The organism is Streptomyces sp. UF-297 (assembly GCF_058245575.1).
The window spans coordinates 30,994-44,278 of record NZ_JBSIBZ010000080.1 but is presented as its reverse complement, the minus strand read 5'-3'; the positions used below and the strand labels follow the sequence as shown (position 1 = coordinate 44,278).

Sequence of the window (13,285 nt, the reverse complement as noted above, 5' to 3'; positions counted from 1 at the left end):
CCCCCCCCCCCCCCCCCCCCCCCCCCCCCCCCCCCCCCCCCCCCCCCCCCCCCCCCCCCCCCCCCCCCCCCCACGGCCATGTGCACACGGGCGGCAGGTTCAGCCGAGGCCGGGCAGGCCGCCGGGGACGGCGCCGGTCGGCAGACCGCCGGTGACGGCGTCGGTCGGCAGACCGCCCTTGGCCGCGTCGCCCGCGACCGGCAGGCCGCCGAGCAGGTCGCCGCCCGGCAGGCCGCCGCCCTCGCCGCCCGCGGCGACGGTCGGCAGGGACTTGTCGGCGGTCATCGGCAGCGTGGCGGCGCCGCTGCCCAGCGCGTTCTGGCCGGCGGCCAGAGACTCCGCCGTGCCCGCGGGCAGGGACTTGGCGGCCTGGTCGACGGGGAGCTGCTGTACGAGCCCGGTGGCGGCGCTGGTGGCCATCTCGGTCGGCGAGGCGGCGGAGGCGCTGCCGGCCGCGGTGGCGGCGAAGGCGGCACCGAGCGCGGCGACACCGAGAGTCTTGACGGTTCCCTGCTTCATCGAAATACGTCCTTGTCACGGGGGCTTGACCGGCACAGGAACCTAGTGAGGAGATCACCGGCGCCGCAAACCCCCCGCGGCACGGAAGAGCGGCCGGAACGCATCGTCCCGGCCGCCTCAACTCCCGTGCGGATTCCGCTTACACAGCGTCAGAACCACTGCTCACAGGGGTGGTCGTGCCCGCGTGACGGAACAGCCATTCGGACCTGAGCTCGGCATATCCGGGCTTGATCACGTCATTGATCATGGCGAGACGTTCATCGAAAGGAATGAACGCTGATTTCATCGCATTGACTGTAAACCACTGCATGTCATCGAGCGTGTATCGAAATGTCTTGACCAGGTGCTCGAATTCCTGGGTCATGCTCGTGCCGCTCATCAGCCGGTTGTCGGTGTTGACCGTGAGGCGGAACTGGAGCCGGCGCAGCAGCCCGATGGGGTGCTCGGCGTACGAACTGGCGGCGCCCGTCTGGAGGTTGGAGGTCGGGCACATCTCCAGCGGAATGCGCTTGTCGCGCACGTAGGAGGCCAGGCGGCCCAGCTTCACCGAGCCGTCGTCGGCGACCTCGATGTCGTCGATGATGCGCACGCCGTGGCCCAGGCGGTCGGCGCCGCACCACTGCAGGGCCTGCCAGATGGAGGGCAGGCCGAAGGCCTCGCCGGCGTGGATGGTGAAGTGGTTGTTCTCGCGCTTGAGGTACTCGAAGGCGTCCAGGTGGCGGGTGGGCGGGAAGCCCGCCTCGGCCCCGGCGATGTCGAAGCCGACGACGCCCAAGTCGCGGTAGCGGTTGGCCAGTTCGGCGATCTCCAGGGCGCGGGCCGCGTGCCGCATGGCGGTGAGCAGGGCGCCGACGCGGATCCGGTGGCCGTTGGCCTTCGCGCGGCGCTCGCCCTCGCGAAAGCCCTCGTTGACCGCCTCGACGACCTCTTCGAGGCTCAGCCCCTTCTCCAGGTGCTGCTCGGGGGCGTACCGGATCTCGGCGTACACCACGCCGTCCGCCGCGAGGTCCTCGGCGCACTCGGCGGCCACCCGCACCAGCGCCTCGCGGGTCTGCATGACGGCGCAGGTGTGCGCGAAGGTCTCCAGGTAGCGCTCCAGGGAGCCGGAGTCGGCGGCCTCGCGGAACCAGATGCCCAGCTTTTCCGGGTCGGTCTCGGGGAGGCCCTCGTAGCCGCTTTCGCGGGCGAGGTCGACGATCGTGGCCGGCCGCAGGCCGCCGTCGAGGTGGTCGTGGAGCAGCACCTTGGGCGCGCGCTTGATCTGCTCCGCTGTCGGGAGGTTGGTGGTCTCGCTCGTCATTGCGGCACTCTAGCCCCTACGCGCGTAGATCTCACTGAACGATATGCAACGGTGACCCGCACGACAGGTGGCCGGGGCGCCGCCTTCTGCCATCGTTGCGCCCATGGATCGGCAAGCGGTGCCGGAGCGCGCCGCCCGGCTGGGCAGACCAGTGGGGGCGACGGGGCGGACGGCGAGTGGAGTGGCGCTCTTACTGCCCGAGGGTGAGCCGACGGGCACCCGGCGGCCCTCACCCCTGACGGCGCTGGCGGTCCGCCCGCTGGCCGCCAGGCTGGCCCGCGCGGGCCGGGAGGAGGGTCTGGTCGCGCACGTACTGCACTACCGCTGCCGCGGCTGGAACGGCCCGGCCGCCCACCCGGCGCGCGATGCGCACTGGGCGCTGGAGGAGGTGCTGCGGCGCTACGGCGACGTACCGGTGTGCCTGGTGGGTACGGGCATGGGCGGGCGGGCCGCCCTGCGCGCCGCCGGGCACCCGGCCGTCAACTCCGTCCTGGCGCTGGCCCCTTGGCTGCCCGGGCCCGGAACGCACAGCGAGGGGCCGGAGCCGGTCAAGCAGCTCGCGGGCCGCCGGGTGCTGCTGGTGCACGGCACCAACGACGAGCGCAACGACCCCGATCTGTCCTACCGCTACGCGGAGCGCGCCAAGAAGGCCAACCGCGATGTGTGCCGCTTCGAGGTGCACTCCGACGGCCACTCCCTGCACCAGCACCGCTCCGAAGTCCTGGCGCTGGCAGCGGACTTCATGATGGGCTCCCTCTTCGCCCGCGCCTTCGCCCGGCCCGTCGAGGACGCCCTGGCCGCGCCCCCGCCCCTGGGTCTGCGGATGCCGCTGGCCTCCGGCTTCGGGGTCTCTCTGCGGCACTGACGGCGAAGGCGCTGACAGCGAAGGCGCTGACAGCGAAGGCGCCGTCGGCGAAGGCGCCGACAGCGAAGGCGCCGACAGCGAAGGCACCGACAGCGGGGACACGGCCTGCGGGACCGGAGGCCGGGCCCGCGGGCGCCGGGGAAACGTCACCCCTCGGCGCGCCGCCCGTTCTTGCCCTGCCGCAGCGAGGCGGAGTCCGGGTGCGGTGCGCGGGCCAGCTTCTGCAACAGCCCGCCCAGGGCATCGCGTTCGGCGCCGTTCAGGGGTTCCAGCAGCGTGGCCTCGGCCTCGTCGGTGAGGCGGTCGGCGAGTTCGCGCATGCGTATCCCCTCGGGCGTCAGGGTCAGGGCGTAGCGCCGGCGGTCGGCCGGGTCGCGCTCGCGGGAGATCCAGCCGCGGCGTTCGGCGTCGTCGGCCACGGCGACCATGGTCGTACGGTCCGTGCGCAGGATCGCGCCGGCCTCCTGCTGGGAGATGGGCCCCAACTCGGCGACGGTGACCAGGAGTCCGTGGTGGCGCATGGTCATGTCGTGCTCGGCCAGGCGCTCCTCCAGCATCCCCCACAGCCGCAGTGCGGCGTGCGACACGAGAAAGCCGGGGCCGCGCAGCATGCCGGCGGGCATCCGTGGGCCGTGCGCGTAGGGGTCGCCGACCAGCTCGCCGGGCTGGGGCAGGGAGGGCAGGGATGCGCTGGGGCGCTTGGGTGACGTCACCCCCACATCTTTGCTGCCGCCGGAGGGATTGCCAATCAGTCAGCACCCCATATACTCAGCAAGACGAACAGTCAGGATCACTGATGATCTGGAGGCGAGTATGCCGGGCACCCTCGACCACGTGATCGTGCACTGCCGCGACCAGCGCGCCGCCGCGTCCTTCCTCACCGGGCTGATGGGCTCCCCCGAGCCCGTCCACTGGGGCCCGTTCGCCCAGGTGACCACCGCCAACGGCGTCGGCATCGACTTCCTGGACAGCGTGGTGGACGCCGACCGGATCAACATCTCGCACATCGCGCTGCTGGTCTCCGACGAGGAGTTCGACGCGGTCATGGGCCGCATCACCGAGCGCGCCGTCCCCTACTGGGCCGACCCCGAGCAGAAGCTGACGGGTGAGATCAACCACGACTTCGGCGGCCGCGGGGTCTACGTCCGCGACCCGGGCGGCACGGTCAGCATCGAGTTCATGACCGCGCCCTACGGGGAGTTCCCCGACAGCTGAGCGGTGTGCCCCGGCCCTCCCCGGCCCGGAGCACACCGCTCGGTCATCTCACCGGCGCACTACGGCAGTTGCACCGACTGGCTGTGCTTGAAGAAGTTCTTCGGGTCCCACGCGGCCTTGGTCTTCTGCAGGCGCGCGTAGTTCTCCTTGTAGTAGAGGCTGTTCCACGCCGTCGTGGAGGCGTTCCACGTCTGCGTGCTCAGGTCGGTGTCCGGGTAGTTGACGTAGCAGCCGTCGTTGATGTCGCCGGGGACCGGCACACCGCCGGTCTCCGCGTACACGTCGCGGTAGAACTCCCGGATCCAGTTGAGGTGCTTGGCCTCCTCGGACGGGTCGGTCCAGTAGGTCTGGTACTGGAGCTTGAGGACCGAGTCGCGCTGCGGCACCGCGGTGTCGCCGGGCTTGACCGCGTTGATCCGGCCGCCGTAGGAGTCGACCTGCACCAGCGCGTCGGGGTTGTGGTAGTCGGTGCGCGACAGGTGCTTGTACATCGCCTTGATCTGGGTGGCGGAGAAGCCCTTGCGCGCGTACGCCGACTTGTACTTGCCGTGCAGCGTCGGGTTGCCGCCGCTGAGGTAGTCGGTGGCGATGTACCAGGGCAGCGTCCGCGGGGCGGCGAACTGCGGCATCGCCGCGTGCTCGCCCATCCGTACGGTCATCGCCTGGCGCTGCACGCCCACGCCCGCGGTGACGGCGGCGAGGTAGTCGTTCAGCAGGCCCTGCGCGTTGGGCACCTTGGCGTCCATCTGCGTGAGCAGACCGATCTGGCCGTTGGAGCTGTGGTTCAGCTTCAGCAGGCCGAACAGCGAGTTGTACGGCGAGTCCGGGGCGCTGTTCTTCTCGTGCCAGGCGCCCCAGTTCTGCAGCAGCCGCGTGAAGGAGGCCTCGTCCATCTCCGCCCACTTGAAGGACGTGGCGTGCACGAAGACCTCGGACGGCGGCTTGGGCAGCAGCTTGGAGGGGTCGGTGCCCGTCGCGCCGGGGGTGCGCAGCCAGTAGCGGGTGATCAGGCCGAAGTTGCCGCCACCGCCGCCGGTGTGGGCCCACCACAGGTCCTTCAGGGCGGCGTCGGTGGAGTCGCGGGTGGCGACCACGGCCTTGGCGGTGCCGTTCTTGTCGACCACGACGACCTCGACGCCGTACAGGTGGTCCACGGTCAGGCCGTGCAGTCGGGAGAGCAGGCCGTAGCCGCCGCCGGATATGTGGCCGCCGGCGCCCACGGAGGCGCAGGAGCCCGCCGGGAGGGTGACCCCGTACAGCTTGTAGAGGGTCTCGTAGATGTTGAGGTTGGAGGCGCCCGCCTCGACGGCGAAGGCGTTCTTGGCCGCGTCGAAGTAGACCTGGGTCATGGCCGACATGTCGACGACGACCTGGACGTCCTTGTTGAAGACGAAGTCCTCGTAGCAGTGGCCGCCGCTGCGCACGGTCAGCCGCTTGCCCGCGGAGACCGCGTCCTGGACCGCCTTGACGGCCTGGGAGGTGGTCGTGACCAGACGGACGTACTCAGGGTTGGCGACCCAGCGCTGGTTGATGCCGCGCACCAGGTCCGGGTAGCGGGCGTCGCCCGGCTTGACCGTGACGGCGCTCGACGTGGTGGCGGCGGCCTCCCCGGCGGCGGCGGACCGCGGCGCGGCCTGGGCGCTCGTGGGCAGTGCCGAAGCCAGGGCGGCACCGCCGGCCACCGCTGCCGCACCGGTGAGCAGGGATCTGCGTCCGACGGAACGTTCCGGGTTCGTCTTGCTCATGACCATTCCCCCAAGGGGTCTTTTCCCGACGAAAGTTGACCGATGATCGATCGGCGAAAGACTAGACCAATGTGACAGGTGAGGCGCAAGGGCCAGTTCTATAAATCTGTCCGAACTGTCAGTCAGACCCCGCTTGACAACGGGATGGCGGGACTTTTACGCGGCAAATCGCCTTCGCACCGCAGGAATTACCGACCGGAGGGAATGTTTCCAGTCTCCGCCCCTCCCCGGTCCGCCCCCTCAGCGCGGCAGCAGCTGCCCCCGCCGCGACAGCAGGAACTTCTTGAACGCCGCCACCGGCGGGGTGTCCGGGTGCCCGTCCAGCCAGGCCACCCCGATCTCCCGGACCGCGCGCGGCGCGGTCACCGTCAGCTCGGCCACTCCGGGCCGGGGAAAGACCGGCGGCGGCAGCAGCGCCACCCCGAACCCGGCCGCGACCAGGCCGCGCAGCGTCTCCGCCTCCTCCCCCTCGAAGGCGATCTTGGGGGTGAAACCGGCCTCGGCGCACAGGGCGTCGGTAATACGGCGCAGGCCGAAGCCCGGCTCCAGGGTCACGAACAGCTCGGCGGCGGCCTCCGCGAGCCGGATGCGCTTGCGCGAGGCCAGCGGATGGTCGTCCGGGACCACCAGCCGCAGCTTCTGCTCGTCCAGGCGCCGGGCCACCAGGTCGGGCGAGTCCGGGACCGGGGAGGTCAGACACAGGTCCAGGTCCCCGGCGCGCAGCCGCTCGATCATCGCGTCGCCGTAGTTCTGCACGAGCTGGAAGCGCACCCGCGGGTGGTCGGCGCGGAAGGTACGGATCAGGCCGGGCACGGTCTCGGGCCCCAGGGTGTGCAGAAAGCCGAAGGCCACCTTGCCCGCCGCGGGATCGGCATCGGCGCGTACGGACTCCGTGGCGCGCTCCACATCGGCCAGCGCGCGCTCCACGGAGGCCAGGAAGGCGCGGCCCGCGGGCGTGAGCGAGAGGGTACGGCCGTGCCGGGCGAAGAGCGCCACCCCCAGGTCCTCCTCCAGGCGCACGATGGCACGGCTGAGGGTGGGCTGGGGCACGCCCAGCTCCTGCGCGGCGCGGGTCACATGCTCGTGCCGGGCGACGGCGGCGAACTGGGCGAGGCGGGGAGTGAGCAGGGCCGCCCAGGAGTTGATACCGAGATCCGTTAGTTCTTCGTTAGTTCCCTGAATGTCTTTTCTGTTGCTTGCCCGTGACAGAGACCGCCCTGAGCTGTGCTCATACGCCATGGAATCAATTATGTCGTTTCTATGCATTGGACGCATGAGAACTGGCTGCCTAATGTCGCCGTCATGCCTCCCGCTGATACCGGGGCGTCCGCCACACCGTGCGCGGACGCCTCTGCCCCGTCGTCCCCTGCCGCCGAGTCCGCCCCCGCCGAGCCGGCCGACCCCGAGCCCGCCAAGCTGCGCCCCGGTGGCCCCGGTTACCGCCGGATGAGCTTCGCCCTCTTCGCGGCCGGAGTGGCGACCTTCGCCCTCCTGTACTCCACCCAGGCCCTGCTCCCCGCCATCTCGGCCGACCTTCGGGTCTCCCCCGACCAGGCGAGCTGGACCGTGTCGGCGGCGACCTTCGGCCTGGCGCTGGCCGTCATCCCGCTCAGCGCGCTGTCCGAGCGCTTCGGCCGCCGCACGATGATGACCGCCTCCCTCTCCGTCGCCGCCGTGATCGCGATGCTGGTGCCGCTCGCCCCGTCGCTGGGCTGGCTCATCGCGCTGCGCGCCGTACAGGGTGTGGCCCTGGCCGGGCTCCCCGCCTCCGCGATGGCCTTCCTCGCCGAGGAGGTACGGGCCAAGGCGCTGGTGGGCGCGATCGGGCTGTTCGTCGCGGGCAACAGCATCGGCGGCATGTCGGGCCGGATCGTCAGCGGCTGGGTCTCCCAGGCCTGGGGCTGGCGCGCCGGGCTGGCCGCGGTCGGCGCGATGGCGGTGCTGTGCGCCGTGGTCTTCCGCCTGCTGATCCCCAAGGCCCGCCACTTCACGTCCCGTTCGGTGGGGCCGCGGGCGCTGGCCGCCACGTTGGCCGGCCACCTCTCCGACCCGCTGCTGCGCCGTCTGTACGCCATCGGCGCCCTGTTCATGACGGTCTTCGGCGCCATCTACACGGTCATCGGCTACCGGCTGGTCGGCGAACCGTTCAACCTTCCCCAGGGCCTGATCGGTTCGATCTTCCTGATCTACCTGGTCGGCACGCTCTCCTCGGCCGCGGCCGGGAAGCTGGTGGGCCGCGTGGGCCGGCGCGGCGCCCTCTACCTCGCGGTCGGCACCACCTCCAGCGGCCTGCTGCTGTCCCTCTCCCACTCCCTGACGGCGGTCCTGGCGGGCCTGGTCCTGATCACCGCGGGCTTCTTCGCCGGACACGCGGTGGCCTCCTCCTCGGTCAGCCGCGCCGCCAAGACCGCCCGCGCCCAGGCCTCGGCCCTGTACCAGTGCGCGTACTACATCGGCAGCAGCCTCGGCGGCGCGCTCGGCGCCCTCGCCTTCCACGCCGCCGGCTGGGACGGCACCGTCCTGCTCGGCCTGACCGCCATGCTCGGCGCCGCCGCCATCACGCTGTACGCCACCCGCAAGGCCGTCGCCGAACAGCGCCTGCTGCGCCTGGAGAAGGCCGCGTGACGCGCTGAGCCGAACGCGTCACACCCCCTGAACCGAAGGGGCCGCCCCATCCACCTGTCCTGGTGGGGCGGCCCCTTCATCGTGTGCGGGCGGTCGGCTGCGGGCCGTCTGTGGCTGGTCGCGCGGTTCCCCTCGCCCCTTATGGGCGCGCTGTGCGCCCTACAGGACCCGGTCGGCGTGCGGGAGGGAGCGGACGGCGTAGGCGAGGGTCCAGCACAAGGGGAGGGCCAGGGTTGCGACCAGGGCGAATTTTTCGATGGCGGGGGCGTGCAGCCAGCGGAAGGCGTAGCCGAGGGCGACGAGGACGGGTGGGTGGACGAGGTAGACGGTGAAGGCGTGGCGGGAGAGGAAGGTGGCGGTGCGGCCCTGGTGATTGAGGCGTTCGCGGAAGAGGACGGTCAGGCCGAGGACCATGCCGAGGGCGAGCGCCGACTCCCATGCGGCCATGGCCAGCGACTCCCAGGTGCCGAAGCCGGCGATCGACTCCGGCGGGGAGAGCAGGGCCACCGGGAGGAAGGCGAGCGTGGCCACGGCGCTGACGGCGAAGCCGATGCGGCCGGCGGTGCGGGAGAGGGACGTCAGCCAGCCGCGGCGGTGGGCCAGCACGCCCAGGGCGAAGAAACTCGCGTACTGGGGGAGGTAGTTGGGAGAGGGGAGACCCAGCACCGGGACGTAGGTGCCGACCGGGACGAGGATGCGCCACAGGTAGGTGGCGAGGGTCAGGCCGAGGCCGAAGGCGACGAGGGAACGCGGGCGCAGCGGACATACCCCCCGGGCCTGCGCGTCGGCGGGGACGGCCCGCGCACGGCGCTCCCGGCGGCGGCGCAGCAGGACATAGGCCGCGGTGAACACCAGCAGCACCTCGACGAACCACATCGGGCCCGGGTCCCAGCTGTCGATGTAGAAGGCCCAGTAGGACAGCCGGTCGCGGAACCGCTCGTAGGCGCCGAAGTCCACTATCGGGCGGATCAGCAGGAGGAAGGCGAGCAGCGGGATGCCGAGCCGCTTGAGGCGGTCCCGCAGGAAGGGGCCCGCGCCCTTGCGCTCGTACGAGCCGGGGGTGAAGAGCCCGGCGATCAGGAAGAAGAAGCCCATGAAGAACGCCTGGTTGACCATGACGAAGATGTCCAGGAGCATCCCCGAGCCGTCCTTGGCGGGCTCGGTGTAGAACCAGGCGTTGATGGTGCTGTAGGTGACGGCGGTGTGGTGCAGCACCACGAGCGCCGTCAGCGCGATGCGCAGATTGTCGATGTAGAGGAGCCGGGCGGGGCCGGCCCGCTGGGTGACGGGTATGTCCTTGGCGGTTGAGGCCTTGCTCTCCCCGTCCTGCTGGGTCATCGGCGGTTCCCCAATCGGTGATCAGTGGTGCTGTGGCGACCGTTCACTCGGTGGGCGGGTGCTGTGCGCGGGTGGCGTGCTCGTAAAGATCGGCCAGTTCGCGCGCGTGCGCCGCGAGGTCGTGCTCGGGATAGGCGCTCCAGTACTCGAACATCGCGTCGAGGCCGGACTGGAGGCTGACGGCCATCACGCGGGGGTCGAACGCGCGGAACTCACCGCGCTGCTGGGCCTGGCGGAAGACCTCCTCCAGCGCGGCGTAGAGCGGCTCGGTGCTCACCACTCCGTAGCGCGGGGAGCCGTCGGCGGCGCGGAAGTTGTGGAAGATCGCGCTCAGCGCGGCCAGTTGGGACCGGTGGCCGTGCATGTACTCGGCGAGCGACTGGATGTAGGTGCGCAGCCAGCCGCCACCCGCCTCCTGCTCCTCCAGCCGCGGCGCCATGAACGCTTCGATCCGCTCGAAGATCTGCCCGACGACCTGCTCGATCAGCTCGTCCTTGCCAAAGAAGTGGTACGAGATCACGCCCTTGCTGATCCGGGCCCGCTCGGCGATCTGCGCGAGCGAGGCCCCGGCGAACCCCTTGGCCGCGATGGTCTCCACGGCGGCATCGATGATCTGCGCCCGGCGGGCCTGCTCGATGAACGAGCGCTGCTGCTCCCCCACGGTCCGCTTGCCCTCCCCGGGCCGATGACTGGCTGACCGCCCGGCCCATTTTTTGACCAGGCGGCCAAAAGCTAGGCCATGCGGCCGGAGGCTGTCCAGAGCGGTCCGGATGCCGGCCGCTGTGCCCAGGTCAGACGAGGGTGGACATACGGGTGAGGGCCAGTTCGAAGGCGGTGGGGTGGACGCGGACCGGGCCGCTGAAAGGGTGGTTGAGCTCGTGGGCCAGCAGCATGAGAAAACCGATGACGGTGGAGAGCAGGAAGATCACGACGGTGTGGACCCACAGGTCGGCCATGCCGAACATGAAGGAGAAGCCGACGGTGACGGCGCCGCCCAGGAGCAGGGCGGTCCACAGCAGGCCGGGGACCGTGCCCTGCGCGGCCTCGTTGATGCGCTCGCGGCGGGCGTCGCCGAGTTGGGCTATGGCCTGCAGGGCCACCTGGTAGCGGCCCTCGTCACCGGCCGTCAGGGGCTCGTGGGTGTTCAACGCGCGCCGCAGCTCTATGTACTGCTTCCACACCTGGGGGCTGGCCTGGCCACCGGCGAGCAGCTCCCACTCGGTCTCGATGACGCTGCGGGTGTACTGCACGGCGAGCGTGGTGATCCAGGTCCCGTCCTCGCCGCGCAGCGCCTGGCCGTACCAGAAGACCTGGAGTACGGCGTTGGTCTCGGTGTAGGTGTTGGTGTGGGCGCGTTTGCGGGCGTCCCACACGCCGATGACGACCATGGCGAGCACGACCGCGTAGACGACACCGACCTGCGCGTACACCGCGCTCAGCGCCTCGTTCTGCGCGGTGCGGACGTCGAGCGGTACGAGGTGGGCGCAGAGCAGGAAGCAGGCCACGGTGAGCAGTGAGGTGCACAGGATCAGCAGGGTTCCCCGAAGCGGCATGCGCTCCATCGTGGTGCCTGAAACAGCCTCGCCCCATTACACGATCGTGTGATGGGGCGAGGGTTTGAACCGGAGCCGGGCGTCAGGCGATGCGGCCGAGGACGATCGGGTTGGGCGTGAAGTCCGTTCCCGCGGGGGCGATGTCGTACGCGCCGGCCAGGGACTGCAGGGCGTAGTCGAACTTCTCCGGGGTGTCGGTGTGCAGGGTCAGCAGCGGCTGGCCCTCCTTGACCTCGTCGCCGGGCTTGGCGTGGATCTCCACGCCGGCGCCCGCCTGCACCGGGTCCTCCTTGCGGGCGCGGCCCGCGCCCAGACGCCAGGCGGCCAGGCCGACGGCGTAGGCGTCCAGGGAGGTCAGGACGCCGGAGGCGGGCGCGGTGAGGGTCTGCGTCTCGCGGGCGACGGGGAGCGGGGCGTCCGGGTCGCCGCCCTGGGCGCGGATCATCCGGCGCCAGTGGTCCATCGCGGAGCCGTCGGCCAGCGCCTTGGCCGGGTCGGCGTCCTTCAGGCCCGCGGCGTCCAGCATCTCGCGGGCCAGCGCGAGGGTGAGGTCGACGACGTCCTGCGGGCCGCCGCCGGCCAGCACCTCGACGGACTCGCGTACCTCCAGGGCGTTGCCCGCGGTCAGGCCGAGCGGGGTGGCCATGTCGGTGAGCAGCGCGACGGTCCGCACGCCGTGGTCGGTGCCCAACTCCACCATCGTGGACGCCAGTTCGCGGGCGTCGTCGAGATTCTTCATGAACGCGCCGGAGCCGACCTTGACGTCCAGGACGAGCGAGCCGGTGCCCTCGGCGATCTTCTTGGACATGATGGAGGAGGCGATCAGCGGGATGGCCTCGACGGTGCCGGTGACATCGCGCAGCGCGTACAGCTTCTTGTCGGCGGGGGCCAGGCCGTCGCCCGCCGCGCAGATGACGGAGCCGACGTCGCGCAGCACGTCCAGCATCTCGGAGTTGGAGAGCAGGGCGCGCCAGCCGGGGATGGACTCCAGCTTGTCCAGGGTGCCGCCGGTGTGGCCCAGGCCCCGGCCCGAGAGCTGCGGTACGGCGGCGCCGCAGGCCGCGACGAGGGGCGCCAGCGGCAGGGTGATCTTGTCGCCGACGCCGCCGGTGGAGTGCTTGTCCGCCGTGGGGCGGGGCAGCGAGGAGAAGTCCATGCGCTCGCCGGAGGCGATCATCGCCGCGGTCCAGCGGGCGATCTCCGCGCGGTTCATGCCGTTGAGGAAGATGGCCATCGCCAGGGCCGACATCTGCTCGTGGGCGACCTCGCCGCGGGTGTACGCGTCGATGACCCAGTCGATCTGCTCGGGGGTCAGCTCGCCCCGGTCGCGCTTGGTGCGAATGACGCTGATGACGTCCATCAGGCTTCCTTTCGTGGCACTCTGCCGCTCCACCCGTCCCTGGACCCGGGAACGACGCGGCGGGCGGACCCTTCAGTTCTACACGCATAGACCCGGAAGATCGAGGCCTCCGCCCGCGCAGGCCCCGCGCCGGGCGGGGCCACGAAGGCGCCGGAGGGGGCCAGGGGGACGGATGACTGCGGATCTGGTGACGGCCGACGGCTTCTTCGCAGAGCCGGACGAAGTGACGGCGGCGGTGATGGCGGCGTCGCGGCTGGTGATCGCCGTGTCGGCCCGCGCGCTGGTGGAGGTGGACGACTCCCTCACGCTGGCGCAGCTGCGCACCCTCGTCGCGCTGGAGGGCTGCGGCCCGGTCAAACTCGCCACCCTGGCCGGGGTGCTGGGGGTCAATCCGTCGGCCGCGATGCGGATGACGGGCAAGCTGGCGGCCGGCGGGCTGGTGGACCGGCGCGCCAACCCCGACAGCCGCCGGGAGGTCGTCCTGAGCCTTTCGCCGCGCGGCGCGGACCTGGTCGAGCGCGTACTGGCCCACCGGCGCCGCGAGATCGAGACCCTGGTCAGCGGCCTCTCCCCCGACCTGCGCACCGGCCTGGTCGAAGGCCTGCGGGCCCTGGTCGCCGCATCGGACGACCCCTCCTTGCGGGGCAGCGACGCCGGCCGGTACGCGGAGGAATTCCGGGACGATCCGGGCATCGATGTCGCCGCGGGCGTGGCCCCTCCCGGTGCCCCGTAAGGGGCGCGGGGAACTGCGCAGTCTTGAGGGGC

Annotated in this window: 13 protein-coding genes; 4 read left to right on the top strand and 9 right to left on the bottom strand. The window is 71.3% G+C overall.

Annotated features, from left to right (window positions below; all coding sequences use genetic code 11):
* Positions 1-99 precede the first annotated feature (99 nt).
* Both AC4IJH_RS33790 and AC4IJH_RS33785 read right to left on the bottom strand, forming a co-directional pair.
* A complete protein-coding gene (locus AC4IJH_RS33790; protein ID WP_490855762.1) occupies positions 100-519 on the bottom strand; it encodes an ATP-binding protein in 420 nt (139 codons plus the stop codon).
* 139 nt (positions 520-658) lie between these two features.
* Entirely contained in the window at positions 659-1,819 is a 1,161-nt protein-coding gene (locus AC4IJH_RS33785) for an adenosine deaminase (protein ID WP_490855761.1), read from the bottom strand.
* Positions 1,820-1,922: 103 nt separating this feature from the next.
* On the opposite strand from AC4IJH_RS33785, the gene AC4IJH_RS33780 reads away from it, so the two are divergent.
* Positions 1,923-2,684 (top strand): alpha/beta hydrolase, encoded by a 762-nt coding sequence (locus AC4IJH_RS33780; RefSeq protein WP_490855760.1) that lies wholly within the window; start codon positions 1,923-1,925, stop codon positions 2,682-2,684.
* 146 nt (positions 2,685-2,830) lie between these two features.
* Here the strand turns inward: AC4IJH_RS33780 and AC4IJH_RS33775 are convergent, their stop codons facing one another.
* Complete coding sequence (locus AC4IJH_RS33775) at positions 2,831-3,397, bottom strand: MarR family winged helix-turn-helix transcriptional regulator (RefSeq protein WP_490855759.1); 567 nt, start codon at positions 3,395-3,397, stop codon at positions 2,831-2,833.
* Positions 3,398-3,497: 100 nt separating this feature from the next.
* Between AC4IJH_RS33775 and AC4IJH_RS33770 the strand changes: the two genes are divergently transcribed.
* Positions 3,498-3,899: a VOC family protein gene (locus tag AC4IJH_RS33770; RefSeq protein ID WP_490855758.1), complete on the top strand. Its 402-nt coding sequence runs from the start codon at positions 3,498-3,500 to the stop codon at positions 3,897-3,899.
* Positions 3,900-3,958: 59 nt separating this feature from the next.
* Here the strand turns inward: AC4IJH_RS33770 and AC4IJH_RS33765 are convergent, their stop codons facing one another.
* Positions 3,959-5,644 (bottom strand): FAD-binding oxidoreductase, encoded by a 1,686-nt coding sequence (locus AC4IJH_RS33765; RefSeq protein WP_490855757.1) that lies wholly within the window; start codon positions 5,642-5,644, stop codon positions 3,959-3,961.
* Positions 5,645-5,884: 240 nt separating this feature from the next.
* Positions 5,885-6,883 (bottom strand): LysR family transcriptional regulator, encoded by a 999-nt coding sequence (locus AC4IJH_RS33760; RefSeq protein ID WP_490855756.1) that lies wholly within the window; start codon positions 6,881-6,883, stop codon positions 5,885-5,887.
* Between the two features lie 63 nt (positions 6,884-6,946).
* On the opposite strand from AC4IJH_RS33760, the gene AC4IJH_RS33755 reads away from it, so the two are divergent.
* On the top strand, positions 6,947-8,269 hold the full coding sequence (locus tag AC4IJH_RS33755) for an MFS transporter (protein WP_490855755.1): 1,323 nt from the start codon (positions 6,947-6,949) through the stop codon (positions 8,267-8,269).
* A 159-nt stretch (positions 8,270-8,428) separates the two neighbouring features.
* On the opposite strand, the gene AC4IJH_RS33750 is transcribed toward AC4IJH_RS33755, so the two are convergent.
* From AC4IJH_RS33750 to AC4IJH_RS33735, 4 genes are all read right to left on the bottom strand, one after another.
* Positions 8,429-9,607, bottom strand: a complete 1,179-nt coding sequence (locus AC4IJH_RS33750; protein ID WP_490855754.1) for an acyltransferase family protein — start codon at positions 9,605-9,607, stop codon at positions 8,429-8,431.
* A 43-nt stretch (positions 9,608-9,650) separates the two neighbouring features.
* Positions 9,651-10,268 (bottom strand): TetR/AcrR family transcriptional regulator, encoded by a 618-nt coding sequence (locus tag AC4IJH_RS33745; protein WP_490855753.1) that lies wholly within the window; start codon positions 10,266-10,268, stop codon positions 9,651-9,653.
* A 130-nt stretch (positions 10,269-10,398) separates the two neighbouring features.
* On the bottom strand, positions 10,399-11,160 hold the full coding sequence (locus tag AC4IJH_RS33740) for a bestrophin-like domain (protein WP_490855752.1): 762 nt from the start codon (positions 11,158-11,160) through the stop codon (positions 10,399-10,401).
* An 82-nt stretch (positions 11,161-11,242) separates the two neighbouring features.
* Positions 11,243-12,520, bottom strand: a complete 1,278-nt coding sequence (locus AC4IJH_RS33735; protein ID WP_490855751.1) for a thymidine phosphorylase — start codon at positions 12,518-12,520, stop codon at positions 11,243-11,245.
* Between the two features lie 172 nt (positions 12,521-12,692).
* Here AC4IJH_RS33735 and AC4IJH_RS33730 point away from each other — a divergent pair, with 172 nt between their 5' ends.
* A complete protein-coding gene (locus tag AC4IJH_RS33730; RefSeq protein WP_490855750.1) occupies positions 12,693-13,253 on the top strand; it encodes a MarR family winged helix-turn-helix transcriptional regulator in 561 nt (186 codons plus the stop codon).
* Positions 13,254-13,285 lie beyond the last annotated feature (32 nt).

Bases quoted from the DNA above. Each gene is read 5' to 3' on its own strand.
- AC4IJH_RS33790 (WP_490855762.1), bottom strand. From the start codon at position 519: ATGAAGCAGGGAACCGTCAAGACTCTCGGTGTCGCCGCGCTCGGTGCC.
- AC4IJH_RS33785 (WP_490855761.1), bottom strand. From the start codon at position 1,819: ATGACGAGCGAGACCACCAACCTCCCGACAGCGGAGCAGATCAAGCGC.
- AC4IJH_RS33780 (WP_490855760.1), top strand. From the start codon at position 1,923: ATGGATCGGCAAGCGGTGCCGGAGCGCGCCGCCCGGCTGGGCAGACCA.
- AC4IJH_RS33770 (WP_490855758.1), top strand. From the start codon at position 3,498: ATGCCGGGCACCCTCGACCACGTGATCGTGCACTGCCGCGACCAGCGC.
- AC4IJH_RS33765 (WP_490855757.1), bottom strand. From the start codon at position 5,644: ATGAGCAAGACGAACCCGGAACGTTCCGTCGGACGCAGATCCCTGCTC.
- AC4IJH_RS33760 (WP_490855756.1), bottom strand. From the start codon at position 6,883: ATGGCGTATGAGCACAGCTCAGGGCGGTCTCTGTCACGGGCAAGCAAC.
- AC4IJH_RS33755 (WP_490855755.1), top strand. From the start codon at position 6,947: ATGCCTCCCGCTGATACCGGGGCGTCCGCCACACCGTGCGCGGACGCC.
- AC4IJH_RS33750 (WP_490855754.1), bottom strand. From the start codon at position 9,607: ATGACCCAGCAGGACGGGGAGAGCAAGGCCTCAACCGCCAAGGACATA.
- AC4IJH_RS33740 (WP_490855752.1), bottom strand. From the start codon at position 11,160: ATGCCGCTTCGGGGAACCCTGCTGATCCTGTGCACCTCACTGCTCACC.
- AC4IJH_RS33735 (WP_490855751.1), bottom strand. From the start codon at position 12,520: ATGGACGTCATCAGCGTCATTCGCACCAAGCGCGACCGGGGCGAGCTG.
- AC4IJH_RS33730 (WP_490855750.1), top strand. From the start codon at position 12,693: ATGACTGCGGATCTGGTGACGGCCGACGGCTTCTTCGCAGAGCCGGAC.